This is a genomic window from Actinoplanes sp. ATCC 53533 (genome assembly GCF_003947245.1).
The window spans coordinates 12,696-39,191 of sequence record NZ_QHHV01000181.1 but is presented as its reverse complement, the minus strand read 5'-3'; the positions used below and the strand labels follow the sequence as shown (position 1 = coordinate 39,191).

28 protein-coding genes and 2 pseudogenes are annotated in these 26,496 nt (G+C 71.2%); 9 read left to right on the top strand and 21 right to left on the bottom strand.

The window, feature by feature from the left end; genetic code table 11:
* The coding region (locus DMB66_RS44595) for a hypothetical protein (RefSeq protein WP_148112822.1) at window positions 1-471 on the bottom strand (471 nt) is incomplete at its 3' end.
* Between the two features lie 1,002 nt (window positions 472-1,473).
* Between DMB66_RS44595 and DMB66_RS44590 the strand changes: the two genes are divergently transcribed.
* The 4 genes from DMB66_RS44590 to DMB66_RS44575 all read left to right on the top strand — a co-directional run bounded on the left by DMB66_RS44590 (window position 1,474) and on the right by DMB66_RS44575 (window position 3,721).
* A complete protein-coding gene (locus DMB66_RS44590) occupies window positions 1,474-2,082 on the top strand; it encodes a YbaB/EbfC family nucleoid-associated protein (RefSeq protein WP_125810176.1) in 609 nt (202 codons plus the stop codon).
* A gap of 3 nt (window positions 2,083-2,085) precedes the next feature.
* Window positions 2,086-2,406 carry a hypothetical protein gene (locus DMB66_RS44585; RefSeq protein WP_125810175.1) on the top strand — a complete coding sequence of 107 codons (321 nt, stop codon included), beginning with the start codon at window positions 2,086-2,088 and terminating at the stop codon, window positions 2,404-2,406.
* A gap of 14 nt (window positions 2,407-2,420) precedes the next feature.
* A complete protein-coding gene (locus DMB66_RS44580) occupies window positions 2,421-3,221 on the top strand; it encodes a hypothetical protein (RefSeq protein WP_125810174.1) in 801 nt (266 codons plus the stop codon).
* An 83-nt stretch (window positions 3,222-3,304) separates the two neighbouring features.
* Window positions 3,305-3,721: a hypothetical protein gene (locus DMB66_RS44575; RefSeq protein WP_125810173.1), complete on the top strand. Its 417-nt coding sequence runs from the start codon at window positions 3,305-3,307 to the stop codon at window positions 3,719-3,721.
* A gap of 106 nt (window positions 3,722-3,827) precedes the next feature.
* Here the strand turns inward: DMB66_RS44575 and DMB66_RS44570 are convergent, their stop codons facing one another.
* A complete protein-coding gene (locus DMB66_RS44570) occupies window positions 3,828-4,784 on the bottom strand; it encodes a DUF6528 family protein (protein WP_125810172.1) in 957 nt (318 codons plus the stop codon).
* Between the two features lie 250 nt (window positions 4,785-5,034).
* On the opposite strand from DMB66_RS44570, the gene DMB66_RS44565 reads away from it, so the two are divergent.
* Window positions 5,035-5,610, top strand: coding sequence for a dihydrofolate reductase family protein (locus DMB66_RS44565; protein ID WP_125810171.1), 576 nt, complete (start codon window positions 5,035-5,037; stop codon window positions 5,608-5,610).
* Between the two features lie 175 nt (window positions 5,611-5,785).
* Here DMB66_RS44565 and DMB66_RS44560 read toward each other — a convergent pair whose 3' ends face one another.
* The 17 genes and pseudogenes from DMB66_RS44560 to DMB66_RS44475 form a co-directional block, all read right to left on the bottom strand.
* The gene (locus DMB66_RS44560; RefSeq protein WP_125810170.1) at window positions 5,786-6,658 is read right to left on the bottom strand and encodes a hypothetical protein; all 873 of its coding nucleotides are present in this window, start codon (window positions 6,656-6,658) and stop codon (window positions 5,786-5,788) included.
* A 49-nt stretch (window positions 6,659-6,707) separates the two neighbouring features.
* Window positions 6,708-7,043 (bottom strand): cupin domain-containing protein, encoded by a 336-nt coding sequence (locus DMB66_RS44555; protein ID WP_125810169.1) that lies wholly within the window; start codon window positions 7,041-7,043, stop codon window positions 6,708-6,710.
* Window positions 7,044-7,069: 26 nt separating this feature from the next.
* The gene (locus DMB66_RS44550) at window positions 7,070-7,732 is read right to left on the bottom strand and encodes an MOSC domain-containing protein (RefSeq protein ID WP_125810168.1); all 663 of its coding nucleotides are present in this window, start codon (window positions 7,730-7,732) and stop codon (window positions 7,070-7,072) included.
* Window positions 7,729-8,553: a GNAT family N-acetyltransferase gene (locus tag DMB66_RS44545; RefSeq protein WP_125810167.1), complete on the bottom strand. Its 825-nt coding sequence runs from the start codon at window positions 8,551-8,553 to the stop codon at window positions 7,729-7,731. The genes DMB66_RS44550 and DMB66_RS44545 overlap by 4 nt, the downstream gene beginning before the upstream one ends.
* A gap of 36 nt (window positions 8,554-8,589) precedes the next feature.
* Entirely contained in the window at window positions 8,590-9,606 is a 1,017-nt protein-coding gene (locus tag DMB66_RS44540) for an LLM class flavin-dependent oxidoreductase (RefSeq protein WP_125810166.1), read from the bottom strand.
* Entirely contained in the window at window positions 9,603-10,190 is a 588-nt protein-coding gene (locus DMB66_RS44535; protein ID WP_233625286.1) for a TetR family transcriptional regulator, read from the bottom strand. Before DMB66_RS44535 ends, DMB66_RS44540 begins: the two co-directional genes overlap by 4 nt.
* Window positions 10,191-10,263: 73 nt before the next feature.
* Window positions 10,264-10,728: a DUF1707 domain-containing protein gene (locus DMB66_RS44530; RefSeq protein WP_125810165.1), complete on the bottom strand. Its 465-nt coding sequence runs from the start codon at window positions 10,726-10,728 to the stop codon at window positions 10,264-10,266.
* Between the two features lie 73 nt (window positions 10,729-10,801).
* Complete coding sequence (locus DMB66_RS44525) at window positions 10,802-12,067, bottom strand: MFS transporter (protein WP_125810164.1); 1,266 nt, start codon at window positions 12,065-12,067, stop codon at window positions 10,802-10,804.
* A 142-nt stretch (window positions 12,068-12,209) separates the two neighbouring features.
* Entirely contained in the window at window positions 12,210-13,145 is a 936-nt protein-coding gene (gene htpX, locus DMB66_RS44520) for a zinc metalloprotease HtpX (protein WP_125810180.1), read from the bottom strand.
* A 445-nt stretch (window positions 13,146-13,590) separates the two neighbouring features.
* A pseudogene (locus DMB66_RS44515) lies at window positions 13,591-15,037 on the bottom strand (NADH-quinone oxidoreductase subunit N); the annotation flags it as partial.
* Window positions 15,034-16,515, bottom strand: coding sequence for a NuoM family protein (locus DMB66_RS44510; protein ID WP_125810163.1), 1,482 nt, complete (start codon window positions 16,513-16,515; stop codon window positions 15,034-15,036). The gene DMB66_RS44510 and the pseudogene DMB66_RS44515, both read right to left, overlap by 4 nt.
* Complete coding sequence (locus DMB66_RS44505; RefSeq protein ID WP_233625285.1) at window positions 16,512-18,413, bottom strand: NADH-quinone oxidoreductase subunit L; 1,902 nt, start codon at window positions 18,411-18,413, stop codon at window positions 16,512-16,514. Before DMB66_RS44505 ends, DMB66_RS44510 begins: the two co-directional genes overlap by 4 nt.
* Window positions 18,410-18,784, bottom strand: a complete 375-nt coding sequence (gene nuoK / locus DMB66_RS44500) for an NADH-quinone oxidoreductase subunit NuoK (RefSeq protein ID WP_125810162.1) — start codon at window positions 18,782-18,784, stop codon at window positions 18,410-18,412. Before nuoK ends, DMB66_RS44505 begins: the two co-directional genes overlap by 4 nt.
* Entirely contained in the window at window positions 18,784-19,299 is a 516-nt protein-coding gene (locus tag DMB66_RS44495) for an NADH-quinone oxidoreductase subunit J (RefSeq protein ID WP_125810161.1), read from the bottom strand. Before DMB66_RS44495 ends, nuoK begins: the two co-directional genes overlap by 1 nt.
* Window positions 19,296-19,880 (bottom strand): NADH-quinone oxidoreductase subunit I, encoded by a 585-nt coding sequence (locus tag DMB66_RS44490; RefSeq protein ID WP_125810160.1) that lies wholly within the window; start codon window positions 19,878-19,880, stop codon window positions 19,296-19,298. The genes DMB66_RS44495 and DMB66_RS44490 overlap by 4 nt, the downstream gene beginning before the upstream one ends.
* A 98-nt stretch (window positions 19,881-19,978) precedes the next feature.
* On the bottom strand, window positions 19,979-20,941 hold the full coding sequence (locus tag DMB66_RS44485; RefSeq protein WP_125810159.1) for a complex I subunit 1 family protein: 963 nt from the start codon (window positions 20,939-20,941) through the stop codon (window positions 19,979-19,981).
* A 373-nt stretch (window positions 20,942-21,314) separates the two neighbouring features.
* Window positions 21,315-21,737, bottom strand: a pseudogene (locus DMB66_RS44475) (NADH-quinone oxidoreductase subunit C); the annotation flags it as partial.
* Between the two features lie 122 nt (window positions 21,738-21,859).
* On the opposite strand from DMB66_RS44475, the gene DMB66_RS44470 reads away from it, so the two are divergent.
* From DMB66_RS44470 to DMB66_RS44455, 4 genes are read left to right on the top strand one after another with little or no spacing between them, the layout of a single operon-like run.
* Window positions 21,860-22,387 (top strand): RNA polymerase sigma factor, encoded by a 528-nt coding sequence (locus tag DMB66_RS44470; RefSeq protein ID WP_233625284.1) that lies wholly within the window; start codon window positions 21,860-21,862, stop codon window positions 22,385-22,387.
* Complete coding sequence (locus DMB66_RS44465; RefSeq protein WP_125810158.1) at window positions 22,380-23,390, top strand: hypothetical protein; 1,011 nt, start codon at window positions 22,380-22,382, stop codon at window positions 23,388-23,390. The genes DMB66_RS44470 and DMB66_RS44465 overlap by 8 nt, the downstream gene beginning before the upstream one ends.
* A gap of 54 nt (window positions 23,391-23,444) precedes the next feature.
* Window positions 23,445-24,023, top strand: coding sequence for an RNA polymerase sigma factor (locus DMB66_RS44460; protein WP_125810157.1), 579 nt, complete (start codon window positions 23,445-23,447; stop codon window positions 24,021-24,023).
* Window positions 24,016-24,600: a hypothetical protein gene (locus tag DMB66_RS44455; protein WP_125810156.1), complete on the top strand. Its 585-nt coding sequence runs from the start codon at window positions 24,016-24,018 to the stop codon at window positions 24,598-24,600. Before DMB66_RS44460 ends, DMB66_RS44455 begins: the two co-directional genes overlap by 8 nt.
* A gap of 1 nt (window position 24,601) precedes the next feature.
* On the opposite strand, the gene DMB66_RS44450 is transcribed toward DMB66_RS44455, so the two are convergent.
* Window positions 24,602-25,903, bottom strand: coding sequence for a DUF2252 domain-containing protein (locus DMB66_RS44450; protein ID WP_125810155.1), 1,302 nt, complete (start codon window positions 25,901-25,903; stop codon window positions 24,602-24,604).
* Between the two features lie 25 nt (window positions 25,904-25,928).
* Window positions 25,929-26,492: an NADH-quinone oxidoreductase subunit B gene (locus tag DMB66_RS44445; RefSeq protein ID WP_199752981.1), complete on the bottom strand. Its 564-nt coding sequence runs from the start codon at window positions 26,490-26,492 to the stop codon at window positions 25,929-25,931.
* Window positions 26,493-26,496 lie beyond the last annotated feature (4 nt).

Genomic DNA, 26,496 nt, shown 5'->3' with positions numbered 1-26,496 from the left:
GGACGCGGCGTTGAGTTTCTTCGCCGGCTTGCCGGTGGGCACTCCTTGCACCTTGATGCCGTCAAATTCCGCAGTGATCCCGCTGATGGAATTGAGGTCGAAATCCGCGAATGCGTCTTTGCCTCGCCCGGCGAGCGTCTCGACGGCCGTAACGAGTTGTTCGCGGCTGAACTTCCGTTGCTGGACGTTGACCGAAATGCCGCGGCGCCGACCTTCGGCGATGATGGCCTGCTGCGTGTCGTTCGCCGGCCCGTGCCACAGCAGGGTCGTCGACAGCGCTGCCGCGTCGTTCACCGACTCGATGTAGCCGCTGTTCTCGAGGCCGGGCTGTTCGATGATCCAGGTCTTGAGGTCGGTGAGCTTGTTCTGCCGCCCGCCCGGGTCCTGCGAGTCGATGAGGTCGGGCTGACCGGTAGGAGGAGCCTTCGGCGCGCCCTCGTCAGCGTGGGCCGGAGTGCCCGCGAACGCCATCAAAGTGACACTTGATACGACGATACTCAACGCGAGCGATTTGCGCCGAAAAAATCGGGACATGAAATTCCATTTCCGTCATACGCAACCCCCGTGGCTACGTTTCACTCACGTCTCGGTGAGCCAGGAGAAGGTATGGCGAGAGAGTGAACCATGGACATCCACCGATTGAAGACCGACCGATACCCAAACATCGACAGCGCAATGCCAATCGACCATTTTATTATCGACCTTCGTCGCCCGATTTAGACCAAATAGACGCTTGCTGATCATGCAATTTTATGCATGCAGCTGATCGATCGATCAACCCTCACCGAAATGGCGCCCGGCTGCGACGGTGAGCAATCTGGCAGACACTGACCGGCAATACGCTGATGATGTCGATCGGCGGGTGGAGTGAGTGGCGACTCGTGAACCCGGATAGACGAAGATCACGCTTGACTTAGGCGGATCCATGAAGGCGCCGAGGTCGTGCGCCTGCGCGACACTTGGACGGAAAGTTTACCAATCTCGTCCGCCGAAGGAAAGCGATCGTCTCGAAGCCGAAGCTGACACCTCGGCTGCGGGTCACCACGCCCGCCGGCGCGGCCGGCCAGCGCTGCACTTGGGCGACGCTTTGATCCCGAAGGGACCAATTCGACAGTAGTTGCTGGATCTTGATGTCTGTCCTGATGAGGACTTGCCTGCCCGGTCAGGGCCATGACCAGCCCAATGCATCGAGTCGAACCGTTCCCAAGCTGAGCCGGCGGGGCAGCGGCACCGGGCGTCAGTCCGTTACGGTGAACTTTCTACTTTTCTAGTCAGTTCGGGAGTTTTTCTGTGGTAAAGCCGACCCATAAGGCAAACCCAGGTTTCTTCCCCGAGCTGAAGGGCCTGGAACGGGACGCGGCAGCCCTGACCGGCAGGTTGAAGGCCGCTGAGGCCGCAGCAGCCGAGGTGTCCGGCAGAGACCCGTCCGAGCAGGTACGAGTCGTGCTCGCAACGCTCGGCAGGATCGCGTCCGTGGACGTCGGTCCGGGCTGGCGATCCCGGATCAGTCCCGCCGACTTGACCACCGCGGCGCTGGCCGCGTATCGGGAGGCCAGTAGTCGTCGGCTGGAGACCTGGGCGGCTGAGATCGGTCGGACGGACGTCAGCTCCGGCTTGGACGAGATGCCGAGCAGCGACGCGGGTGCAGACCCCGTGATCGGGTCGGGATCCGGTCCCGCCGACGAGTCCTCGCACGAGTCGATCCGCCGGTTGTGGTGCCTGCTGCAGGATGCGACCGACCGGCTTGGCGAGGTGATTCGGGAGGCAGCCGCCCGTGGTCAGGCCGTGGTGACCGGCCGTGATCCGGGTGGGCACGTCGTCGCCTCCTTCACCGGGAGCGGTGAGTTGACCGGCTTGACTCTCGACGAGGCATGGGCCGCTGAAGCCGGTCACCGTGAGATCGGCACCGCTGTTACCGCAGCGATCACAGACGGGTACGCCGTAGTGGACCAGCAGGCTCGCGACTCCACGAGCCGATGGCCGTTCCCCGACCTGGACCGGATCAGCGGCAGCCCCGCCGCTCTGTTGGCGACGCTGGGTCTGCCGGCGGTCGCCCAGGATGATGTTCCACGAAGGGACTAGCCAATGCCGCCGACTGAGCAGCAGATACAGGCCTCGATCCAGGCGCTGCGCAAGGATGCTGCCACCTGGGCCGCGGGGAAGGACAAGCTGGTCGACGCGGCCGCCGTGGCCGCCCGGCTGGAGCTGAGTGCGCTGCACTTCTCCTACATCGCTGATCAACTCGGCCTGGCCGAGGTGTACCAGCAGTTGCAGCAGAGGCTGTACACGCTGCTCAACGAAGGGGCAGCCAACTTCCTCGCGTTGGCTACGGCCCTGGACGACGCCGCCGACGGCTATGAGCAGGACGAGATCAACGCTGTGCACCGCATGACGGGCATCTACTGACCGGGGGAACGGATATGGGAGTCGCGCTGCCGTTGTCGGAGGGCGAGTTCAATGATGCGCTTCGGCGGGTCGACGACGGGTTGCAGCAGGTCGTCGATCTCACCAACAAGATCGTGGATGCCTGCAATCGGGTCGGCCAGTGGCTCGGCCCGCTCTGGGACGACGTGGTGGACCTGCTCAACAGGTTCGTCGAGCTGGTCAAGAGGCTGCTCTCGGAGATCGGAAAGTTCTTCACCCGGCCCGGTGTGCCTTGGACGCTCTGGAACCACGGCACCGACTGGGTCAAGGAGGTCGGCAAGCCCGTCAGTGATCTGATCTCTCAGGCCACCACGGGCCAGACCGACATCGACGAACGATGGCAGGGGCCGGCCGCGACCGCGTACCTCGGGACGCTGCCGGATCAGGGTAAAGCCCTGGCGGCGATCGTGGCCGCGACCGCCGACATCGACGATGCTCTGACCAAGGTCGCTGGCGGCATCATCGCGTTCTGGCTCGGCGTACTCGCCGCGATCGTCCCGTACGTCATCGAGCTCAGCGGGTGGGGAGCGGCCGCCTCCACCGGAGTCGGCGCGCCGCCCGCGGCCGCTGGGGCCGGTGCCTCCACGCTGAAGGCGCTGGGCATCATCACCGCCGTCGTCACCGCGGCCATCGCCTACCTGACCGCGGTTTCCAGCCAATACAAGGATCTGTTGCAGCGCGTCGAGAACAACGACGGTTTCCCCGCGGGACACTGGCCGCGCTCGGCCAACGACGTCATCGCCGATGGCAGCCTGACCGGCGACCGCACCACCAATTGGCACGTTCGCACTTCGTGACCGCCGGCGGGGCCGTAGGAGATGCCATGAGTGACCGTGTCCACGTACCTGATCCAGCGCTCATGCGGAGCGCCGGCAGACGCATGACCGGCGCCCTGGTGATCGTCCTGATCCTGACCACGTTCTTCACCGCCGGAGGCATCAGCCTCCTGGCGTCCGGCGAACTTCCCGGGCTGCCGCTGGCGGTCGGCGGCGCCGTCCTGCAGATCGCCGCCATCGTCCTCGTAGTCGCGACACTCGGTATTCGCCGAACACTAGACGCCCACACAGTCGCACGCTCGTCCCTCCTCGCGGCACGCCGAACGGCCAGGTGGGTCCGCCGAATCGCCCTCGTGACACTGCTCGCGCTCGTTGGGTACGGCCTCGTCCGGCTTGTCCTCGGCGATCCGTGGAGCCTCATCACCGCATGCATCATCGATATCGGCCTGTTCCTGCTCGCGAGAGGCAGCAAAGCCATAGGCCTCGCGCAGGAGCAGGCCCTGAATCCTCGCGCGACATAGCAGCCGCCGAGCACCGGCCCGGCCGAACGCCGCGGTCCGGTGGGACCGCGGCGTATCGAAGCCGACTTCGAAGGTTCACGACGGCATCAGCGATGCCGACCGTCGGTCAGCGGGCCTCCCAGACCACGGGCCTGGCCTTGTAGATGGCGGCGCCGGCACGGTACCGGTTGCCGGCGTACGAGCCGTTCTGGTTGTACAGCCAGACGTTGCCGTTGCCCCAGGTCCCGTCGGCGTTGGCGCCCTTCACCTGGGTGGTGATGACGAGGCCGCCCGGCTGGTTGCCGACGCTCTTGATCTTGGCGTTGTCGATGTAGCCGGCGGCCCGGGCTCCGGTGCGGCTGTTGATGTCGTACTGGTAGACGTGGCTCTTGCTGCTGAACCACAGCTTGCTCGGGGCGCCCTGGACCTGAGCCAGGTCGTGGCCGCCCTTCGGGGCGCGCACGCAGGACTTGCCGGCGAGCCGGGGCGCGGTGGCCGTGCCTCTGACGGCATAGCTGCACAGCGCGGTGCCGCCCAGCGCCCACAGCCGGCCGCTCGCGGCGTTCCACACGACGGCGTGCGCGTCGGGGAAGGCGACGCTGCGGCCGGTGTGGCGGCCCTTGCCGTAGGCGGTGAGCCGGCCTGTCTTGGACGAAGCGACGACGACCGCGCCGGTGGGCAGCAGCTCCATCGCGTGTGGATTGCCGCCTACGTTTTGCTTCCAGGTCACCTTGTGGGTCTTGTAGTCGACGGTCGCGGCCATGCCGCCGGAGGCGGTCACCAGCACGGTGGTACGGCCACCGTACTTGCGGAACCTGACGTCGGACAGGTTCTTCCAAGCCGGGCCGGTCGGCTTGAATGTCCACTTTGCCCGACCGGACCACCTGCTCGAGGCGAGGTTGAAGACCAGGATGCCGTTTCGCTGGTCGACGATGGCGACGAAGCCGCTCGCGGCGGACGCCGGTGCCGGTGCCGCGAGCACGGCGGCGACTCCGGCGCCGAGCCCGACGCCGACCGTGACCGCCAGGACGCCGAGCCTGCGTGCTCGACCGGCCATCCGTTGCGCGATGGATCGCACGTGCATTTCAGTCCTCCCGTGAAGTGAACCGCACGGCGATCCGCGGAAGCCTGGGCGGGTCGCCGGGTGTGGGCCGCAGCGTCCAGGGATCGGCGCGCAGCCCGTGTACGGTCCCGCAGTCACAGCCGGGAGGCGTCAACCCCAGGGTTGAAGAAGCGGGTAAACCTCAGTGGTACGTGTCGAACCGAGGCCACGGCGTTCGTAGCACGGGTAGGAGGCGGCCCGAGGGGGCGCCCACGACACTGAGGAGAACGACATGACCGCCACCTACACCTTCGATGTCTTTTCCAGCCTCGACGGCTACGGTGCCGCCGGCGGCGACTGGACCGGCTACTGGGGCAAGCAAGGCCCTGAGCTGCTCGGCCACCGCCTTTCCTTGTACGACGCGAAGCAGCGGATGGTGTTCGGGGCCAACACGTATCGGGCATTCGCCGGCATGCTGGCCGCGAGCACCGAGGAGTCCGAGGTGCGTGACCCATGGGTCACCCGGATGTGGAACATGCCGGCGACGGTGGTGTCGACGACCCTGGAGGAACCGCTCGACTGGCCGAACGCGACCGTCGTGAGCGGTGACGCCGTCGACGTCGTCGCTCGGCTCAAGGAGCAGTCCGAGGTGCCGTTGCGATCGCACGGCAGCCTGTCGTTGAACCGGGCGCTGATGGCCGCCGGCCTCGTCGACCGCGTGCACGTGACGCTCTTCCCGGTCATCACCGGTCGGAGCGGGCTGGACCCGATCTTCCAGGGTGCGGCTGACTTCGACCTGGAGCTGATCGAGAAGCGGACGCTCGACGGTCACATCCAGGAGCTCATCTACCGACCCACCCTCCATTGACCGATTGCCGGGACGGGTCGCACCGCTATCTGTACGTCAGCGGGGAGCGGAAGGCTCGCCAGGCTCGGGCGTCGGGCTACCCCGACCGAGATCAGCGTCGCCCTGGGCTGTCCCGGTAGCGGAAACGGCGAAGCCCTCACCCGCGGGGTGAGGGCTTCGCGCTGTGGAGCTCTGGCTACCGCACCGTGTACGAGGTGCCCGCCGCCGTGCCGGGGATCACCGGGCCGTTGACAGCAGCGCCGGCCTCCACCTGGACCTGGCTGGCGAACTCCTGGGTCGTGCCCTCCAGCTGGAAGCCGAAGGTCGCCGTCCGCTGCTCGCCGGGGCCGAGCGGCTCCTCGGCGCACACCATCCGGTCGTCGCGGCTGTAGACGCTCAGGCAGGACTCCCAGGTCGCCACGGAGGCATCGCCGGCGTACGGAGCGAACGACACCAGCGGGAACGCCACCGTCTCCCCGGTGAGGTTGGTGATCGTCACCGCGGTGCTGCCGTGCTGGACGCCGTTGTCGTCCTGCGGGCCGTACGTCAGGTCGGTGGCGGTGATGTCGAACGTGCCGGTCAGCGGCGCGAACGACACCCCGTAGGAGGTGCGCGACGTGGTGCCCCGGACCGGATTGCCCTCGTCGTCGGCGGCCACCGCGACGCGGACGGCGGCGCTCCCGGCCGGACCGCGTGCGTCGGTCAGCCAGTTGACACTGAAGACGCGGGTCTCGCCCGCGCCGAGCGGCTCCGCATAGCAGACGAACCGGTCCGGCCGCCCCAGCGCCATCGGGCAGCCGTCCAGATCACCGTGGTTGATGTCGTCCCGGCCGTTGTCGGGGAACGTCAGCATCGGACGTTCGATCTCCGAGCCGCTGTTGTTGGTGATCGTCACGGTGTTGGTGCCCGATCGCGTGCCGGTGAGGTCGGGCTGGCCGTACGTGAGGTCAGTCGCGGTGATGCTGAGCAGTGGTTTGGCGGGCGCCGCCAGAACGGCGGATGTCGCCGACAGCGCGAGCCCGGCACCGAGCACAGCGGCGACTGCCGTGCGGCTGATTGTTGCGAGCATGAATGACTTCTCCCTCTGTCCAGAGCCCCCGTGTGGGCTTCAGGTCCATTCAGGACGGAAGTGTAAGGGAGCCGTACAACGGGCCGAATACCACCAACAGCGCGAGATCCTCGGTCACGTCCTCGAACCGGTGTTCCTCGCCGGCCGGCACGAAGATCACCGCGCCCGGGGCGACTTCCGCCGTACCGGTGGGGGTTTTGATCGTCGCTCGCCCGGCGGTGACCACGTAGATCTCGTCCTCGGTGTGTGGGCTCTGGGTGTCGAGTCCGCCGGCCGGGATGCAGTACGTCCCCACCGACAGGTTCGGCACCCTCAGGTGTTCCACCCAGTCGTTGGCCGCCTCGCCCGGCGAGGTCCACCGCCCCGCGCCTTCGATGATCTGCATGCCGGCAGCCTAGGGGTGTCGGCGCATCAGAGCTTGAGCTTGCGGCGAATGTCCGCGCGCAGCCCTTCCGGCAGGTCCTCCAGCTCCAGGTATTCGCGGAGCCGGCCGGCGTCGTGCAGCCAGGCGTGGTAACTGTCGCCGATGGTCACCCCGTGCGCCGGGCGGTCCAGGATCCGTACCTCGTCGCCGGCCCGGACGTCGCCGGGCTGGACCACTCGCAGGTAGGCGCCCGGCCGCCGTTCGGCGCCGAATCTCTTCACCCAGCGGGGCTCGCCCATCTTCCACTGGAAGGTCGCGCAGGGAATGCGACCGAAGGTCGTCCGCAGCACCAACTCGTCGCCGATGCGCCAGGTCTCGCCGACGATCGCGCCGTTGACGTCCAGGCCCTCGGTGGTCAGGTTCTCGCCGAAGAGGCCGCCCCGCAACTCGCGGCCGAGTTGCTGCTCCCACCAGTCGTAGTCCTCGCGGGCGTACACGTAGACCGCCTGGTCGTCACCGCCGTGGTGCTTGGTGTCGAAGATCTGGTCGCCGACCAGGCCGCTGTGCAGGCCGGTCCGTTTCGGGCCGGGGGCGCGCACCGCGACCGGGTGGTCGACCGGCTGTTTGTTGATGCCCGTGGTGCCGACGTTCTTGGCGCCGCTCTGCTCCGGGACGGCCAGATTGACCTGCAGGACGGTGGCTTTGCTCATGAGGGAAACTCCACGGTCTGGCGGTCCTCGATCGGGGTGTAGCCGAGGCGCTGGTAGAGGGCGTTGCTGGTCGGGTTGCTCTGGTCCGCGAAGAGGACCACATCGTTGGCGCCCGCGTCCAGCGCCGCCCGGGTGACCGCCGTCGTGGCCGCGCCCGCGTAGCCCCTGGCCCGGTGCTCGCGGGGGGTGTAGACCGCCATCACCCGGACCATCCCGGCCGCCGGCCGGGAGATCCCCGACATCGAGACCGGCTGCCCGGCGTCCTCCCAGAGCAGCATGCCGCCGTACGCCAGCTTGTCGTCGACGAATTCCGCCGTGGCCTGCGGCTCCTCGCCGAGTTCGCGTTGGAAGGCGGTCATCCAGCCGATGAGCAGGTCGCGGTCGCCGGCCCCGGCGATCCGGCCGGCGCCGGACGCCGCCGGATCGGGCGGGGTCAGGGAGACGAGCCGGTAGAGGCGCTGGCGGCCGACGACCTCGCCGGTGACGCCGGTTAGGCGCTGCCACTCGGCGGCGAACGCCTCCGTGACCGCGCCCGGCGCGGAGACTCCCGGCAGGTCTGTGCCGGCGAGGCTGACGGCCAACTCCGCGGCGGCGGCCGGTGGCATCTCGGACAACAGGGCCCCGCGCGGCGGCGTACGCACGAAGGCCCCGTCGCCGTGCCAGCCGAAGACCGGGGGGCCGTCGCCGTACACCTGGGAGCCGCGCTGCCTCAGCGTGTCTGTGACCGTCAACAGCACCGTGTTCTCCACCGGCCGCGCGCGCAGGAAGTCGCCCGCGCCGGCCAGGAACTCGTCGACGCTGTCCGTGATGTGCCAAGCCATGCCGCCATCCTCGGCTGTGCCGGCACCGGGCGCACCCTAATTCGGCAGCCCCCAGACCTTCGCGATCCGGGCCAGCGAGTCGCGCCTGGTCGCCGGGTCGTAGCCCGTGCCGGCCAGGATCAGCTCCTTCGCGCCGGTGCGCTCGACCAGCTTGTCCAGGTCTTCCACCACTTCCTCGGCGGTGCCCGCGTACTGGGTGCCGGGGAGCTGGTCGAGCAGGCTGCGGTCGAGGTCGGACAGCTCGCGGGTGGCCGCCTGCTCCGGGGAGATGATCGGACCGAGCCGGCCGGTGCGCAGGCTCAGCGCCATGATCCGGCTCGGGCCGGCCAGGAACTGCGCCTCCTCGCGCGTCTCGGCGGCGATCACCGAGGCGCTGACCATCAGGTGCGGCTCGGGGAAGCGCGGCGACGGCTTGAAGCCGGACACGTAGAGCCGGGCGGCAGTGTCCACATCAGAGCTCATGGCGAAGTGATACGCGTAACAGAACGGCAGGCCGAGCGCAGCCGCCACCTGGGCGCCGTACGTGGATGAGCCGAGCATCCAGACCTCGGGGTAGGAGCTCGGGGCCGGGGTCGCCCGCAGCCGCTCGATCCGTTCGGGGGCGACCCGGTCGTCACCGAGCAGGGCGAGCACCATACCGAGGTGGTCGGGGAACTGCTCGACGGTCAGGTGCGGCGAGGACCCGCGCAATGCGGCCGCGGTCGCCTGGTCCGTGCCGGGCGCGCGGCCGATGCCGAGGTCGATGCGGTGCGGGTGCAGGGCCTCGAGCAGCGCGAACTGCTCGGCCACCACGAAGGGCATGTGGTTGGGCAGCATGACCCCGCCGGAGCCGACCCTGATCCGCCGGGTGTTCGCGGCCAGGTGGGCGATCAGCACCGGCGGCGAGGTGGACGCGACGGCCGGCATGTTGTGGTGCTCGGCGACCCAAAAGCGCGAGTAGCCGAGGTCGTCGGCGGCCTGGGCGATCTCGGTCGTGCCGCGCAGGGCGTCGGCACTGTCGTGACCCTCACGGACGGTGGCGAGGTCGAGCACGGACAGGGGTACGCGACTCATGAGGTGGTCCGTTCTTTCGGCGTGACGAAGTCGAAGCCGGCGCGGATCAGCTGGTGCAGTCCGTCGATGCCGGTGTCGGCGTCCCAGTGCGGGCACGAGGTGTTCAGGACGCCGCGGGCGGTGTTGATGGTGAGATCGAGCCGCAGGTCGTCCAGCCCGGCGCGGCCCGCGGCCCACTCGTGGATGGCGACCCAGAACTGGTCGGCCAGCTCGCGGGAGCAGCCCGCCAGCTCGGGTGACGCCAGCCGCACCCGGCGCTGCAGCAGCATCCGCTCCGCGTTGGCCGCGGTGTAGCCGAGCAGGACCTCGCGCAGTGAGACCCAGAGGAGCTCGCCGGCCGGGCGCTCGGCGAGCAGGGCGGCCCAGAGCGCGGGGTCGTCGGGGTCGGGGTCGAAGACGACCGACTCCTTGCCCGCGAAGTAGTTGAAGAACGTGCGCCGGGAGATGCCGGCGGCGGCCACGATGTCGTCGACCGACACCGCGTCGAAGCCGCGCTCGGTCATCAGCCGCAGCGCGGCGGCGTGCACTAAACGCCAGGTCTCGCGCTTCTTGCGCTCGCGGACAGGGCTGGGCAGGACGACCATGTCCCCGACGGTACGCCCGTTGCACCCGGTGCAACTTGCACTGGGTGCATGAGTTGCACCACAGCGCGCGCGGTCAGCGCCGGCGCCGCTGCCGCCGGATCGCCTGCACGCCGACCGTCGCGGCGCCGAGCGCGGCACCCGGCACCAGCAGCCAGACCGGCCACGGATACATGTCGTCGCGGTAGGTAACCACGATGATGAACCAGACCATCAGATTGACGGCGGTGAGCGAGCCCCAGACCGTCCAGAGGACCAGCAACGCCATCGGCAGCTTGCGCTCCGCCTTGCGCAGCTCGGCGGCCTGGCGGGCACTGACCTCGGCCGCGCTGACCCCCGGCTTGGGCAGGTCAGCCACCAGGATCAGCAGCTCGGCGTAGGTGCGGGCGGCGTAGGCCTGACGCACCCGGTCGTCGTATTCGTCCAGCGAGAGGCGGCCCTCGTCGAGGGAGGCTTTCAGCTGGTCGGCGATCTTGTGCCGGTCGGCGTCGGCCGCGCGCAACGTCTCCGCGTCGGGGCGCGGCACGACTTCCTTAGGCATGAATTCAGGCTAGTGGAGCCGCCGCTTCCCCTCTAGAGGGTTCTCAGGGCGCCGCGGCCCCTCCAGGGGATTCTCAGGGCGCCGCGGCCAGCGCCTGCCGCAGGCGCTCCGCCGCCCGCCGGTCCGCCCGGGCCACCGGACCCGTCGGGACCGCGGCACCCAGCGCGGCCACGACCAGCACCGCGGCCGCGAAGACGAACGCCCAGGGCAGCCCGCCGGGCTGGTCCACGATGGCACCCGCGACCGCGCCACCGGCGGCGCTGCCCGCGACCGACACGGTGACCACCCACGTGTACGCCTCGTTCAGCATCCCCGCCGGGGCGATCCGGCCGACCAGGTTGTTTTCCACGGTCAGCGCCGGGGCGATCGCGGCGCCGCCGACGACCAGGGCGATGCCGAGCGCCAGCGGATTCGGCATCACGGCCAGCACGAGGAAGCTCGCCGCGACCCCGCCGAGGAACCAGGCGAACTGCCGGGACAGCGCCATCGCGGGCCGCCGGGTGCCGAACCAGATGCCGCCGATCGCGCTGCCCACGCCCCAGACGCCGAGCAGGACGCCGCCGAGGCTGTCGCCGCCACCGTGCTGGCCGGCGTAGGCGGGGACGATCACGCCGGCGGCGCCGAAGGCCGTGCCGAGCGCGGCGACGCAGGCCAGCAGGGCGGGGAAACCGCCAACCTTGAGCGGGCCGAGCCCGCGGGTCGCGTCGGCGCTCTCGTGCCGCACCCAGTGCCGCATGATCGGCAGCGAGGCGATCCACAACGTGCCGGCGAAGGTCGCCACGGCCGACGTGATCAGCGCGGCCGCCGGGTCGTGTGTGACCACGATCAGCGCCGCGACCAGCATCGGGCCGAGCACGAACACCAACTCGAAGAGCGAGGTCTCGGCGGCCATCGCCGCCTGCCGCAGGCCGTGCCGCCCGCTGCCGACCGAGGTGGCGTCGGTCCAGGCCCGGCGGATCGCGGCGGTCAGCGGCGGATATGTCGCACCGGCCAGCGCCGACGCCACGAAGATGCCCGGCAGCGCCGCCTCGCCACCCCGGCTGACCAGCAGCAGGCCGGCGAGCGCCAGCGGATGCAGCACCGCGGTCGCCCACAGCACGGGCGACGGGCCGATCCGGTCGGCGAGCCGCCCGGCGACCGGGCTGATCGCGGCGCCGGCCAGCGCGTACATGCCGCCGGCCAGGCCCGCGGCGGCATAACGGCCGGTGGTCTGCTGAACGAGCAGCAGCAGGGCGAGCGGGGTCATGCCGATGCCCAGCCGAGCGAGAATGCCGACGATCAAGAGGATCCCGCCGCCCGGCATCCGCCACACGCCAAGATATTGACGCAGCGCCGTCATCGGTCCACCTCCCCAGCCGCCGGCAACGAGCTCAACGCTCACCGAACCTAACCGCCGGCAGCCGCGTAACACACCCGAAATAGCGCCCCTGTCACAGACGTCACCCCGCCTCTGGCAGAGACGGGGTGACGGTGGTGCAAGGTCAGCGCTGGAACTGCACCGGCCCGGCGCCGGTGACGGCGGCCAGCTGATGCAGCCGCCTGATCCGCTCGGCCATCGGCGGGTGCGTCGAGAAGAGCGACGCCATACCGCCGCTGCGCAACGGGTTGGCGATCATCAGGTGCGCCGAGGTGGCGAGCTGACCGTCGGCCGGCAGCGGCATCCGCTGCGCGCCGTACTGGATCTTCTCCAGCGCGCTGGCCAGCGCCAGCGGGTCGCGGGTCAGGGTCGCGCCGGACGCGTCGGCCTGGAATTCCCGGTTGCGGCTGATCGCGAGCTGAATCACCGACGCGGCGAGCGGGCCGAGGATCAGCATGAGCAACAGCGAAGCGGGGTTCGGGCCATCGTCGTCATCCGACCCGCCGAGCGGCAGGAAGATCGCCAGCTGGGCGGCCATCGTGACGATCCCGGCCAGCGCCGCGGCGACGCTGGAGATCAAAATGTCGCGATTGTAGACATGGGAGAGCTCATGGCCGATGACGCCCCGCAGCTCGCGGCGATCCAGCAGCCGGGTGATCCCGACGGTGACCGCCACGGCGGCATGCCGCGGATTGCGCCCGGTCGCGAAGGCGTTCGGCTGCATCGCCGGACTGACGTACAGGCGCGGCATCGGCTGCCCCGCCTCCGTCGCGAGCTCACGCACGATCTGGTAGAGCGCGGGAAACTCGGCCTCGGTGACCGGCCGGGCCCGCATGGACCGCAGGGCGATCTTGTCGGAGAAGAAGTAACTGCCGGCGTTGAGCGCCAGCGAAAGGACGACGGCGAAGACCAGCCCGCCGCTTCCCCCGAGCCAGTAGCCGACGGCCAGGATCATGGCGGTGAGCAGACCCAGCAGAGCGGCCGTCTTGAGGCCGTTGTGATGGCTATGCACGATGTACTCCTTCAAACGGGGGCCGGTAGCCCACGTCCGATAGAACATCGACAGCATGTGGATTCATCCGTAAGTAGCTGTGAGTTCGCTGTAGGTGATTCTCGGTGGTGAGGGCTCCCTGAAGATCAAGATCAAATTCATGTCGTGCCTGGTTGCATGGCCCTGACCGTCGCCCACGCCGAGGTCGGGCGAGGGCGGGCTGGCTCGCCGGGGCAGCGGCAGCGGAGTGTGATTCGGTGGAACTTCGACAGACGGCTAGTCAGCCGATGACGGCGTCGAAGATCCACTGGGGGGCGAAGCCCAGCACGATGGTGATCACGGCGGCTACCGCTATCGCCGCGACTACGGTCCGGGGCACGTCGGCTCGGGGGTGCGTCGCCGCTTCGAGCAGGTCCGGGTCGACGACCGCTGTCATGGTGGCGCCGCTCTCGGCGGAAACCGGCGCCGCTGTGGCCGGCCTCTCCGCAGACGACGCGCCACCCGCTGGCGCGGCGGCTCCGGGCGGGGCAGCTTCGGGCACAGCGGTGAGCGGCGTGGCGGATACCGGCGTGGCGGTTGCCGATGGCTTTGCCTCGGCGGGAGCTGTGACCGCGGGTCGGGGGCCGCCCTCCGTGGCAGGAACGTCGGCGAAGGGGATGCCCACAGTCGTCGGGCGGGCGTACAGCAGAGCGGTCACCCGGACGTAGTAGGCCAAGGCGATGACCGCGTTCAAGGCGACGACCCCGGCCAGCCACCCCCAGCCGGCGTTGATCAGCGCCGCCACGACGGTCACCTTGGCGAAGAGGCCGGACAGGCCCGGCGGCAGCCCCGCCACGGCCCGCGAAGGCCAGCACCAGGGCCGCGCCCAGCCACGGGTTGCTCCGGGCCGCGCCTCGGTAGTCCGCCAGGTCGCCGCCGTCGGCCGACGGGCCGCGCAGGGCCACCACCGCGGCGAAGGCCACGAATTCCAGCAGCACGAAGAAGACCGCGTACGCGATCGCCGCCGGCACGCCCGCCGAGCCCGCCGCCAGCGGCGCCAGGATGTAGCCCGCCTGGGCCACCGACGACCAGGCCAGCAGCCGGACCATCCGGCTCTGGCGCAGCGCGACCAGGTTGCCCACCGTCATGGTCAGCACCGCGAGGATCGCCACCAGCGGCCCCGTGTCCAGCCGCTGCACGACCGCGGCCAGGGCCACCACGCCGCCCAGCTTCGAGGCCGTCGACAGATAGGCCGCCACCGGCACCGGCGCGCCGTCGTAGGTGGCCGGCGCCCAGGCGTGCAGCGGGACCGCCGCCACCTTGAAGGCGAAGCCGATCACCAGCAGCGCGGCGCCGACCGCGCCGAGCGGCGCCAGGGTGCCCGCGCCCTCGGTCAGCACCGCCAGGTGCAGCACGCCGGTGGACGCGAACAGCAGCGCCGCGCCGAGCAGGGCTATCGCCGTGGAGATCACGCTGACCAGGAAGAACGTTACCGCCGCCGAGGCGCCGGTGGTCGTCACCCGTTCGCGGGGGGCGAAGCGGCGCAGGCCGACCAGCACGTAGAGCGGCAGGGTCAGCGTCTCCAGGCCGACAATCAGGGTGATCAGGTCGCCCGCGTACGCGATGACCACTCCCCCGGCCATCGAGCTGGTCAGCAGGAAGCAGAACTCACCCGCCGGGGCTGCGCCCGCGCGCAGTGCCGGTGCGGACAGGGCCAGCACGCCGATCGTCAGCGCCGCGAACAGCACCGCGACCACCGCCGCCTGCGGACCGCTGACCCAGGAGCAGTGCTCGGGGCCGCAGAACGTCGAGGCCGGGCGCAGCGCGAGCGTGACCGCCCCGCCGATCGTGGCGAGGCCGCCGGCGATGCCCGCCGGAAGCGCGTACCGGCCGAAGGCGATCTCCATCACCAGGACGAGCAGCGCGGTGCCGCCCGCGGCGTAGAGCGGCAGCAGGGCGACGTGGTTCACGGTCTGGGTCATCGCAGAACTCCGGTCAGGGCGGCCACCGGGTCGGCGGTCGCGGCGAGCGCCAGCGCCGGCACCAGCCCGATCGCCAGCGCGAGCAGGACCAGCGGCGACCAGGCCAGCCATTCCGGCCGGGTGATGCCCGGGAAGCCGGTCACCGCCGGGCTCGCCGGGCCGTGCGTGACCCGGCGCAGCAGCCGCAGGAAGTACGCCGCCGTCAGCGCGCCGCCGATCGCCGCCAGCACCGCCAGCGTGGTCCACAAGGGCCCGCCTCGTTCGGCCGCGGCGACCACGGCGAAGGCCTCGCCCCAGAAGCCGGCCAGCCCGGGCAGCCCCAGCGAGGCGATCGACGCGAAGCCGAGCAGGCCGGCCAGCCGTGGCGCGCTCTCGCGCAGGCCGCCGAGGTCGGCCAGCGAACCGGTGTGTGCCCGGTCCTTGATCGCCCCGGCCAGGAAGAAGAGCAGGCCGGTGATGACGCCGTGCGCCACGTTGCCGATCAGCGCGGCCTGCAGGCCGGTCGCCGTCAGCGTCGCGATGCCGAGCAGCACGAAGCCCATGTGCCCGACGCTGGAATACGCGATCAGCCGCTTCAGCTCGGTCTGCCGCAGGCACACCAGCGACCCGACGATGATCGCGGCGGCGGCCAGGACACCGAGCACCGGCGCCGCCCAGGCCGCGCCCTGCGGTGTCACTCCCACGCCGACCCGGATCAGGCCGTACGTGCCCATCTTCAGCAGCACGCCGGCCAGGATCACGCTGCCGACCGTGGGCGCCTCGGTGTGCGCGTCCGGCAGCCAGGTGTGCAGCGGCCAGAGCGGGGCCTTCACCGCGAACGCGACCGCGAACAGCGCGAAGGCCGCGCACTGCACCGTGCGGGACAGGCCCGTGCCGCCGGTCAGCGCCAGCAGATCGCCGGTGCCGGCCGCGACGACGACGGTGAAGACGCCGAGGAGCAGCAGGACCGAGCCGAACAGGGTGTAGAGCACGAACTTGCGGGCCGCGCGGCGGCGTTGCGGGCCACCCCAGCCCGCGATGACCGCGTACATCGGCAGCAGGACGACCTCGAAGAAGATGAAGAACAGCACCAGGTCGAGGGCGAGGAACGTGCCCAGGATGCCCACCTCGAGCACCAGCAGCAGCGCCGCCAGCGTCCGGCCGCGGCCGCCTTCCGGCACCTGCCAGACCGTGTACGCGCAGCACAGCGCCGTCAGCAGCCCGGTCAACACGACCAACGGGTAGGAGATCCCGTCGACACCGAGGTGGAAGTCGATGCCCAGCGTCGGAACCCAGGACGCCCGCACGTCGATCCAGGGCCCCGGGGAGCGCCACGGCACCGCCAGCAGCGCCGTCAGCACGAAGGTGACCGCCGCGAAGGCGGTGGCGGCGATCCGGGCACCGCGGTCGTGGCGGGCCGGCAGCAACGCGACGACCAGCGCGCCGAGGGCCGGCACCGCCAGCACCGAGACGAGCAGCGTCTGGGCGAGAGGGCTCATGAGGCGGCTCCGTAGATCGCCGCGACGACGCCGAGCACCAGCGCCCCGGCGAAGACCGCGACCGCCGCCCGGGGCAGCGCCGCTCGGTGGGCGGTCGCCAGCACCTGGCCGAGCCGCGTGGTGGACGTTCCGGTGCCCTCGACGGCCGCGTCGACAACCCGCTCGTCGACCAAGCGCAGCGCCGCGGCGAGCGCGCGCACCGGCCGTACCACCAGGCGGTCTTGAATCTCATCGATCCGGAAGCCGGCGGCGAAGAACGGCCGCAACCGGCCCAGGGCCTGCGCCGGATCCACGCCCGGCGCGGTGTGCCACAGCCACCACGCGCTGCCGGCGCCGAGCGCCAGCAGGAGCAGCGGCAGCACGATGCTGATCTCCAGATGCGGCGCATCGAGCTCGAGCGCGCTGCGGAAGCCGGGCAGGAACGCGGCCAGGCCGAGCAGCACGGTCGGGACGGTGAGCAGCAGCACCGGCCACAGCATGAGCCTGGGCGGATCGTGCGGCGCGCCGGGATCACGCTCGTAGGCGGCGTCGTCGAAGCCGACGTGCCACTGCTCCGTGCGGGCGCGGGCGTGGCCGAAGAAGGTGCGCAACAGCAGGCGGGTGGAATACCAGGCGGTGATCCCGACGCCGAGCAGCGCCGCCAGCCAGACCACCCAGCCGACCCAGGCCGGGGCCGGGCCATGGCCCTCGGTGGCGTGCGCGGCGGCGACCAGGACGTTCTCCTTGGACCAGAAGCCGGCCAGCGGCGGCAGCCCGGCCAGGGCGCCGAGCCCGACCACGAACGCCCAGAAGGTCGCGGGCAGGTGGGTGCGCAGGCCGCCCATCCGGGACATCAGGTTGGTGCCGACCGCGTGGATCACCCCGCCGGCGGCGAGGAACAGCAGCGCCTTGAACGCGGCGTGGGTGAGCAGGTGGAACAGGGCCGCGGCCGGGACGCCGACGGCCAGGGCACCGGTCATGTAGCCGATCTGCGAGACCGTGGACCAGGCCAGGACGCGCTTGATGTCGTCCTGGGCGGTCGCCGCGAGCGCGCCGAGCAGCAGGGTGATCGCGGCCATGACGCCGAGCACGGCCAGCGCGCCGGGCGAGTCGGCGAAGAGCGGGAAGAGCCGGAAGACCACGTACACGCCCGCGGCGACCATCGTCGCGGCGTGGATCAGGGCGGAGATCGGGGTCGGGCCGGCCATCGCGTCCGGCAGCCAGGTGTGCAGCGGGAACTGGGCGCTCTTGCCGGCCACCCCGGCCAGGATGAGCAGCAGCGCGACGGTCAGGTGCGCGGGTGAGCTCGCCAGCACGGCGGAGATCTCGAAGCTCCCGGCCGAGATCCCGAGGAACGCGATGCCGAGCAGGAAGCCGACGTCGCCGACCCGGGTGACCAGGAACGCCTTCACCGCGGCGCGGGGCGCCTCGGGCAGCCGCCGGTCGTGGCCGATGAGCAGGTACGAGCAGATGCCCATCACCTCCCAGCCGACCAGCAGCATGATCAGGTCGTTGGCGGAGACGACCAGCAGCATCGCCCCGGTGAAGATGCTGACCTGCGCCGCGTAGGGCGCGTATCGCGAGTCGTCGTGCAGGTAGCTGACCGAGTAGACCTGCACGGCCAGCGCGACGACGGTGACGGCCAGCGCGACGTAGAGGGCGGCGGGGCCCAGCGAGACGCCGAAGGTGACCGGCAGCTCGCCGAAGCGGACCACCTCCACCCCGTACTCGACCGGGTCGTCGGCCGCCAGCAGCAGGAAGACCGCGTCGGCGAGGGCGAGCACGGCGCCGGCGACGGCGAGCCGCGCGGCCCGGCGCCGCCGGTAGCGGCCGTTGTCGCCGGGCGGCAGCAGCAGCCCGAGCAAACCCACCAGCACCGGTACGCCGAACAGCGCCGTCCCGAAGACCTGAGCGATCACCGGCTGACCCGCTCATCGTTCTCGTGCTGCAGCGCGATCTCGTCGACGTGCACCGCCCGGCGCATCCGGAAGTACTGCAGCACGATGGCCAGCCCCACGCCCACCTCGGCGGCGGCCAGCACGATCACGAACAGCGCGAACACGCCGCCGGAGTGCGCCGGCCGGCCGTTCGGATATGCCCACGCCTCGACCTGCACACCGACCAGGGTCGCGCGAACCGCGGCGTCGGCGGTCACGAAGATCAGGTTGACCGCGTTGAGCATCAGCTCCACGGCCATCAGCACCAGGATCGCGTTGCGCCGGCGCAGCACGCCGTAGACGCCGAGCCCGAAGAGCAGCGCGCCCGTGACGTACGGGATGACGGCGTGCATCAGGATTCATCCCCCTTGCGGGCGCCGATGTCGGGGCGCGACAGCACGATCGCGCCGACCAGGGCGGCGAGCAACAGGATCGAGAGCACCTCGAACGGCAGCACCCACTGGCCGAAGATCTGCGCGCCCATCCGCGCGGTGGTGCCCGGGTCGGGCCGGTCGTAGAGCGTCCAGCGGAACGCGTCGGCCAGCAGCACGGCGAGCCCGAGGCCGACCCCGCCGCCGACGATCAGCGCCGGCCAGGCCGGCCGGTCCAGGTCGCGGGAAGGGCCGATCGGGGCGCGGGTCAGCATCACCGCGAAGAGCAGCAGGACGACCACCGCGCCGACGTAGACCAGGACCTGCACCCAGGCCAGCAGCTCGGCGCCGAGGACCAGATAGAGCCCGGCGACCGCGCCGAGGCTGATCACCAGGTAGAGGCCGGACCGGACCAGATGCGTGCTGGTGACCACCGCCGCGCCGGAACCCACCGCGACGGCTCCGAGCGCGAGCAACAGCACGTCGGCGACCGTCACGGGTTCGGCTCCGGTCGGGCGGCGGGACGCGCGGTCTGGGCCGCGGTCGCGGTGCCAGGGCCGGCGGCCTTGCGCGCGGCGGTGGCCTCCTCCTTCGAGGGCTCGCCGAGCACGTCGTGAGCCGGCGGCGGCGGCACTGTCCGCATCCAGTCGCCGAGCCTGTCCTTGTCGTGCAGCAGGTTCAGCACGTCGGTCTCCGCATACTCGAACTCTGGCGTCCAGTGCAGCGCGTCGAACGGGCAGACCTCGATGCAGATGCCGCAGTACATGCACAGGGAGAAGTCGATGTCGAACTTGTCGAGGACGTTGCGCTGCCGGGCCCGGGCGGCACCGGGGACGACGACCTCCTCCTTGTGCGAGTCGATGTAGATGCACCAGTCCGGGCACTCGCGGGCGCACAGCATGCAGACCGTGCAGTTCTCTTCGAGCAGCGCGATGACACCCCGCGAGCGCGGCGGCAGGTCGGGCTCGACGTCCGGATATTGCTGGGTGCTGCTCCGCTTGGTCATCGTCTTGAGCGTGACGGCGAGGCCGTTGATCAGGCCCTGGCCCGGCATGTGCCGATCTCCCTGCTCGCTCATAAGGGCATATCCTGCCCGGTCTCACCGCCGGAGGCGAGCACACCCCCGCACTTGCCTCACGTGCCCCACCTGACAACGCTGCCGGGCACCCGGCGGCCCTACCCCATGGCGAGCTTCACCACGGTGGTCAGCACGAGCTGGGCCAGCGCCACCGGGACCAGCACCAGCCAGCACAGCCGCTGGAGCTGGTCCTCCCGCAGCCGCGGATAGCTGACCCGCAGCCAGATGACCACGAAGGACACGGCGAAGATCTTCACCAGCGTCCACAGCCAGCCCAGGTGGGCCGGGTCCGGCCCGTGCCAGCCGCCCAGGAACAGCACCGTGGTCAGCGCCGCGATCACCACGATGCCCACGTACTCGGCGAGCAGGAAGAACGCGAAGCGCAGGCCGGTGTACTCGGTCATGTAGCCGAAGACCAGCTCCGAGTCGGCGATCGGCATGTCGAACGGCGGCCGGCGGATCTCGGCGAGCCCGGAGACGAAGAAGACCACCGCCGCGGGCGCCTGCCAGAGCAGCCACCACGGCGACCACGCCTCGACGATGCCGGACAGGCTCAGCGTGCCCGCGGCCATCGCCACACTCGCGGCCGACAGCACCAGCGGCAGCTCGTAACCGAGCAGCTGGGCCGCGCCGCGCAGGCCGCCGAGCAGGCTGTACTTGTTCGCCGACGCCCACGCCGACATCAGCACGGCGACCACGCCCACGCCCAGCACGGCGAGCACGAAGAACAACCCGACGTCCATGGCCTGGGCGACCAGGCCGCCGGGCCCGAGCGGGATGGCCAGCAGCACGATCAGGTACGGGAACAGCGCGACGAGCGGCGCGAGCTGGAACACCCGGCGGTCCGCGTCGCGCGGGGTGATGTCCTCCTTCTGCACGAACTTGACGCCGTCGGCGACGAGCTGCGCCCAGCCGTGGAAGGCGCCCGCGTACATCGGGCCGAGGCGGCTCTGCATGTGCGCCATGACCTTGTGTTCCATCTGGCCGACGACCAGCGGCAGAACCAGGAACGCGGCGACGACCGCGCCGACCCGGACGAGCAGATCGAGCCAGAGCGGCATCAGGCTGTCCCCTCGTCGCTCTTGGCCGTCCCGTCCTCCGGCGGCGTCGAGGCCTCCGGCGGCGTCCGTCCCGCGGCCGGACGCGCCGGCCGGTCGCCCGCGGCCGGACGCGCCGGCCGGTCGCCCGGTGCCGGGCGGGCGGGCGGTCGCCCGGTGCGCGGCGGGCCGGGGTCTCCGGCGGGGGGATCTTGCCCTTCATCGGGCCCCATTCGTTCGGATCGGGCACGCCGGGCGGCCGCATCGGGGCACGCTTGGCCGTGCCCGCCTCGGACTCCCCCGGCTCCTTCGCGCCCGGCCAGGCCTTGGCCACCCGCGAGGCCAGCACGAACTCCTTGCGCAGCGGATTGCCCTCGAAGCCCGGCGGCAGCAGCAGCGGCCGCAGGTCGGGATGGCGGGAGAAGGAGATGCCGAACATCTCATGGGTCTCCCGCTCGTGCCAGGCGGCGCCCGGGAACAGGTCGATCACCGACTCGATCACCGGGCTCTCCCGCGTCACCCGGGCGCGCAGCAGCAGCCCGCACTTGCGGCGGGTGGACCACAGGTGGGCGACCACGGTGAAGCCCTCGTCCAGCTCGTCGACCGCCGACAGCCAGTCGAAGAAGTCGCAGCCCAGCCCGCCGGGATCGTGGGCGGCGCCGACCGCCGCCCACCACAGCGCGGCCGGCACGTCGACCACGGCCCGCTCGTGGGCGGGGCCGCCGCCGGAGACTCCGGCGACGATCGTGCCCTCGGCGGGGGCATCGGCAGCTGCCGTCAGCAGCGCGACCAGCCGCTCGCCGACTTCTTCGGGCGTCATGCCGCACATCTTATGGTCCGGCGCGGTCGGGCTCCGGCCCGCCGCAACCCTTTGCCGGTTCGGGGCGTGTTGTCGCTGTGACAGCCGAGGCGCCGGAGCCCGATCCGGAAGCGGGTGCCGCCGTGCCTGGCGGCCCAGTGTCGTTCGACGACCTGTACGCCGCGCACTACGCCGACCTCACGGTGCAGTTGTTCGCGTACTTCGGAGACCGGCAGGAGGCCCAGGATCTGGTCCAGGAGGCGTTCTGCCGGGCCCTGGCGCGGTGGCGCACGGTCTCCGGCTACGACGACCCGGTCGCGTGGATCCGCCGGGTCGCCTGGAACCTGGCGGTCAGCAGGTGGCGCCGTGGCCGCACCGCCCTCGGCTTCCTGCGCCGGCAGCGGGTCGCCGAGCCGCAGGTGGCCGGGCCCGGCCCCGAGCGGGTCGCCCTGGTGGCCGCGCTCGGCACCCTGCCGCCGGCGCACCGCCGGGCGATGGTGCTGCGTTACCTGGCCGACCTGACGATCGCCGAGATCGCCGAGCAGGAGGGGGTCGCCGAGGGCACGGTGAAGTCCTGGCTGCACCGGGCCCGCTCGGCCCTGGCCGCCCAGCTCGGCCCCGGCCAGCCCGATCCCGCCGAGACGACCGCCCAGGAGGTGCGCCGTGCCTGATCACTTCGAGGAGCTCTTCGCCGACCTGCGCGTCGCGACCATCCCGCAGGTCCGGCCGCCCGGCATCGACGCCGTCCGCCGTACCGCGCGGCGCCGGCGCCGGACCACCCGGACCGCTGCCGCAGCCGCGGTGGCGCTGGCGGTCACCGGTGGCCTGCTCGTCACCGGGTTGCCGCTGCGCGGCGGCCACCGGGTCGCACCGGCTGAGCGGGTGCGAGACCTGGCCGACACCGCCACGCGCGCCCTCCGCACCCAGGTGCCGGACCTCGCCGGACAACCGCTGAGCGGGCCCGTCTCGGCCGACGGCGAGGTGACCTTCCCCGGCCAGCCGGCCGGCTCCCACCGCCTGGCGCTGGCCTGCGCCGGGCCGGGCAAGATGGCCGTCGAGGCCCAACTGGTCCGCGGCGCCGGCGACTCCACCGCGCTCGGCGGCTACATCGTGTCCTGCGCGACGGCCCCGAAGGCTGCCGTTCTGACGTTCCGGCTCCCGGTGACGGGTTCGGTCACGGTGGTTCTGGCGGGGGACCCGGCGGCCGTCGGCAGCGCCGGCTACGCGGTCGCGATGGCCACCAGCGACGAGGCCGGCCGGCAGGACGTGCCGGCTGCCGAGTCCGCCTGGAACGCGGCCAGGGCGGCCGACGTCCTGACCGCGGCCGGCAGGCCGTCCCCGGTCCGGGTCACCACCGAGCAGGTCCTCAGCACCACGCACGTCACCGGCCCCGGCTCCGCTGCCACGCCCGGCGACCACGAGTTGGCGCTGGTCTGCGCCGGGCCCGGAACGCTCACGCTGACCGTGCAGACCGTCCGGACCGGCGACGGAAAGGTCGCCGGCTCCGGCACCACGGTGGCCCAACAACAGGTCAAGTGCCGGGACGAGGACCCGCGCCTCGACGCGACCGAGCTGCTGAGCCTGCCGAGAGACTTCGGCTTCGTGATCACGGCCGTGCCGGACGGCGAGGCCCGCAACCGGGCGGGGTGGGCCTATCACCTCGGTCCGGAGTAGGGGACCACGATGCGCGCGGATCTGTGGCAGGGTGCGCCACAACCGTGCACGTCGATGGCACCCGCAGTGCCCGGGACAGCACGGACCGCCACCCTGGGCGCCACAGCCGGACCGGAGACGCCAGTAGCCGTGCACGACAACCCGCCGACGTTCGACGAGGTGTACGCCGGGCACTTCGGCGACCTCACCGTCCAGCTCTACGCCTACTTCGGCGACCGCCAGGAGGCACAGGACGTCGTCCAGGAAGCCTTCTGCCGCGCCTACAGCCGCTGGAAGACCGTCAGCCGCTACGACGACCCGGTGGCCTGGATCCGCCGGGTGGCCTGGAACCTGGCGGTCAGCCGGTGGCGGCGGGCCGGGACGGCGCTGAACTTCCTCCGCCGGCAGCGCCGCGACGAGGCCGAGCTCGACGGCCCTGGGCCGGACCGGGTGGCGCTGGTCGCCGCCCTGGCCACGCTGCCGGCCACCCAGCGGCGGGCCATGGTGCTGCGCTACCTGGCGGATCTGAGCATCGCGGAGATCGCCGACCGGGAGGGCGTCGCCGCGGGCACGGTCAAGTCCTGGTTGCACCGGGGCCGGGCCGCGCTCGCCGCCCAGCTCGGCATCGGCTCCACGGAGGCGCGTCGTGGCTGAGGAGTTCGAGGAGCTCTTCGCCGGGCTGCGCGCCGACACGATGCGCCAGATCCGGCCGCCGGGGGCGGAGCTCGTCCGCCGTACCGTGCGCCGCCGCCGCACCACCACCGTGGTCTTCGCCGGGGTCCTGCTCGTCGTGCTCGGCGGCACCGTCGCCCTGCTCTGCTTCCCGTCCCGGCCCACGACACCCGCCGCCGGGAGCGAGGCGAACGATCCGGCCACCGCCCTGGGCCTGCCGGATCAGCTGCCGGCGGGCTCGGGCTGGGGCGCGGGCGGCGGGGTGGGTGCCGAGCCGTTCTCCCCCGGCTGGCAGCCGCTGAACGGCGACTTCCGGCTGGCGGTCGCCTGCGCCGGCACCGGGACGCTGCACGTCACGCTCCGGCAGGCACGCAGCGCCGGCGACCCGAGCGGCACCATCGTCAACACGACGACCTACGACCTGACGTGCCAGCACCCGCCGAGGCGGCAGGACGTCACGGTCGGCGTCATCCGCAACCTGCAGGTGGACCTCATCCTGACCTATGAGGCCGCGTCGCCGGCGCCCGCGAGCTTCGCCCTGCGATTTCTGCCGCGATGACTCAGAGGCCGGGTAGGCGGCCGTTGCGGAACAGGTCCACGAAGTCCTGGTGGTCCTCGCGGGCCTGGTCGCCGTACCGGTGGGCGAAGTCGACCAGCAGCGTGAGGAATCCCGCCTCGTCCTTGTCGACCGCCGCCACGATGGCCTCCTCGGTGGAGAAGTCGACCAGGTCGTGACTGGACTCGTCGTCGGCGACCGAGTGCATCCGGGCCACCGCGCGGCCCAGGTCGGCGACGACGCCGGTCAGTTCCTCGGGCTCGTTGACATCCGCCCAGTCCAGGTCGGCCGCGTACGGCGAGACCTCGGCGACGAGCTGGCCGACGCCGTTGAGCTCGGTGAAACCCAGCCACGGGTCGGCGTGCGCCTGCAGCGCCCGCTGCGATTCGGCCGTGCGGTGGCCCTGGTGCCGGAAGTAGGACCGGACCCGCTCGTCGTCGATCCACCGCGCGACGGCCGGCACCTGGGCCTGCTTCATGTAGATGACCACGTCGTTCTCGAGGGCCTGGGTGTGCCCCTCCAGCAGCAGGTTGTACGACGGCAGCCCGGCCGAGCCGATGCCGACGCCCTTGCGCAGCTTGATGTCCTTGATGTTGGTGGACACCGAGTTTCCGTGCGAGGGCAGCGTGTGCAGGTAATCCTGGAAGGCCGCCCGCACCGTCGCGGCGGTGGGCTCGTCGACGTCGTAGACGCCGTCGCCGACGGAGAACCGGCGCTCGTAGTCGTCGATCGTGGTCTGCCCGGCGAGCATGTCGACCCGGGTGTTCAGCCGGGCCTCCTGCAGCACCCGGCGCAGCACGCCGTCGGCGTTGTCCAAGGTGATCGAGCCGAGCGCGTCGTCGCCGCCGGCCGCCACCGCCCGCAGCTCGGTCAGGTATGCCCGCGCGAAGGTGCCGACCAGATCGGTGATCACCCGGTCGGAGAGGGCCTTGCTGTAGCCGATCAGGGCCACGCTGGCGGAGAACCGCTTGAGGTCCCAGATGAAGGGCCCGACGTAGGCCTCGTCGAAGTCGTTGACGTTGAAGACGAGCTGGCCGGACGAGTTCATGTAGGTGCCGAAATTCTCCGCGTGCAGGTCGCCGTGGATCCAGACCCGGCTGGTCCGCTCGTCGAGGAACGCGTCGTCGCGATACGCACCGGTCTGGTCGGCGTAGAAGACGGAGGCGCTGCCTCGGTAGAACGCGAAGGGCGACGCGGCCATCTTCCGGAACTTGCGCCGGAAGGCTGCCGGGTCCAGCGCCATGAGGTCGCCGAACTCCCTGGTCAGTACGTCGATGATGAAGTCCGCGCGGGACTGGTCGCTCATAATTCGCAGCGTAGCCCGCGTCCGCTCAGGTTGGGCGCTTGACCGCCGGGGCCGTCAACGAAGCCGCGTCCCGGGGCCGCGTCGCGGGCGGGCCGGGCAGCAGCGGATCGGGCCGCGACACCCCGCCGGGGCCGGACTGCTCGGCGGCGATCTGCTCCTGCAGGCGCAGGATGCCGTGCAGCAGGGCCTCGGGCCGCGGCGGGCAGCCGGGCACGTAGACGTCCACCGGGATGAGCTGGTCGACGCCCTTGGTCACCGAGTACGAGTCCCAGTACGGGCCGCCGCAGTTGGAGCAGGAGCCGAACGAGATGACGTACTTGGGCTCGGGCATCTGGTCGTAGAGCCGGCGGATCGCCGGGGCCATCTTGTCGGTGACCGTGCCGGAGACCACCATCAGGTCGGCCTGGCGCGGGCCGTGCGCGAACGGGATCACCCCGAGCCGCATGAAGTCGTGCCGGCCCATGCTGGTCGCGATGAACTCGATCGCGCAGCAGGCTAGGCCGAAGTTGAAGACCCACAGCGAGTAGCGGCGACCCCAGTTCAGCACGAACTTGATGGGATCCCCGAGCACTCCTGGCAGACCGGACACGTGG

Coding starts and splice junctions, on each gene's coding strand:
- DMB66_RS44585 (WP_125810175.1), top strand. CDS start 2,086: ATGCCGCCGACTGAGCAGCAGATACAGGCCTCGATCCAGGCGCTGCGC.
- DMB66_RS44580 (WP_125810174.1), top strand. CDS start 2,421: ATGGGAGTCGCGCTGCCGTTGTCGGAGGGCGAGTTCAATGATGCGCTT.
- DMB66_RS44575 (WP_125810173.1), top strand. CDS start 3,305: ATGACCGGCGCCCTGGTGATCGTCCTGATCCTGACCACGTTCTTCACC.
- DMB66_RS44570 (WP_125810172.1), bottom strand. CDS start 4,784: ATGCACGTGCGATCCATCGCGCAACGGATGGCCGGTCGAGCACGCAGG.
- DMB66_RS44565 (WP_125810171.1), top strand. CDS start 5,035: ATGACCGCCACCTACACCTTCGATGTCTTTTCCAGCCTCGACGGCTAC.
- DMB66_RS44560 (WP_125810170.1), bottom strand. CDS start 6,658: ATGCTCGCAACAATCAGCCGCACGGCAGTCGCCGCTGTGCTCGGTGCC.
- DMB66_RS44555 (WP_125810169.1), bottom strand. CDS start 7,043: ATGCAGATCATCGAAGGCGCGGGGCGGTGGACCTCGCCGGGCGAGGCG.
- DMB66_RS44550 (WP_125810168.1), bottom strand. CDS start 7,732: ATGAGCAAAGCCACCGTCCTGCAGGTCAATCTGGCCGTCCCGGAGCAG.
- DMB66_RS44545 (WP_125810167.1), bottom strand. CDS start 8,553: ATGGCTTGGCACATCACGGACAGCGTCGACGAGTTCCTGGCCGGCGCG.
- DMB66_RS44540 (WP_125810166.1), bottom strand. CDS start 9,606: ATGAGTCGCGTACCCCTGTCCGTGCTCGACCTCGCCACCGTCCGTGAG.
- DMB66_RS44535 (WP_233625286.1), bottom strand. CDS start 10,190: ATGGTCGTCCTGCCCAGCCCTGTCCGCGAGCGCAAGAAGCGCGAGACC.
- DMB66_RS44530 (WP_125810165.1), bottom strand. CDS start 10,728: ATGCCTAAGGAAGTCGTGCCGCGCCCCGACGCGGAGACGTTGCGCGCG.
- DMB66_RS44525 (WP_125810164.1), bottom strand. CDS start 12,067: ATGACGGCGCTGCGTCAATATCTTGGCGTGTGGCGGATGCCGGGCGGC.
- htpX (WP_125810180.1), bottom strand. CDS start 13,145: ATGTTCTATCGGACGTGGGCTACCGGCCCCCGTTTGAAGGAGTACATC.
- DMB66_RS44510 (WP_125810163.1), bottom strand. CDS start 16,515: ATGAGCCCTCTCGCCCAGACGCTGCTCGTCTCGGTGCTGGCGGTGCCG.
- nuoK (WP_125810162.1), bottom strand. CDS start 18,784: ATGCACGCCGTCATCCCGTACGTCACGGGCGCGCTGCTCTTCGGGCTC.
- DMB66_RS44490 (WP_125810160.1), bottom strand. CDS start 19,880: ATGAGCGAGCAGGGAGATCGGCACATGCCGGGCCAGGGCCTGATCAAC.
- DMB66_RS44485 (WP_125810159.1), bottom strand. CDS start 20,941: ATGCCGCTCTGGCTCGATCTGCTCGTCCGGGTCGGCGCGGTCGTCGCC.
- DMB66_RS44460 (WP_125810157.1), top strand. CDS start 23,445: ATGGCACCCGCAGTGCCCGGGACAGCACGGACCGCCACCCTGGGCGCC.
- DMB66_RS44450 (WP_125810155.1), bottom strand. CDS start 25,903: ATGAGCGACCAGTCCCGCGCGGACTTCATCATCGACGTACTGACCAGG.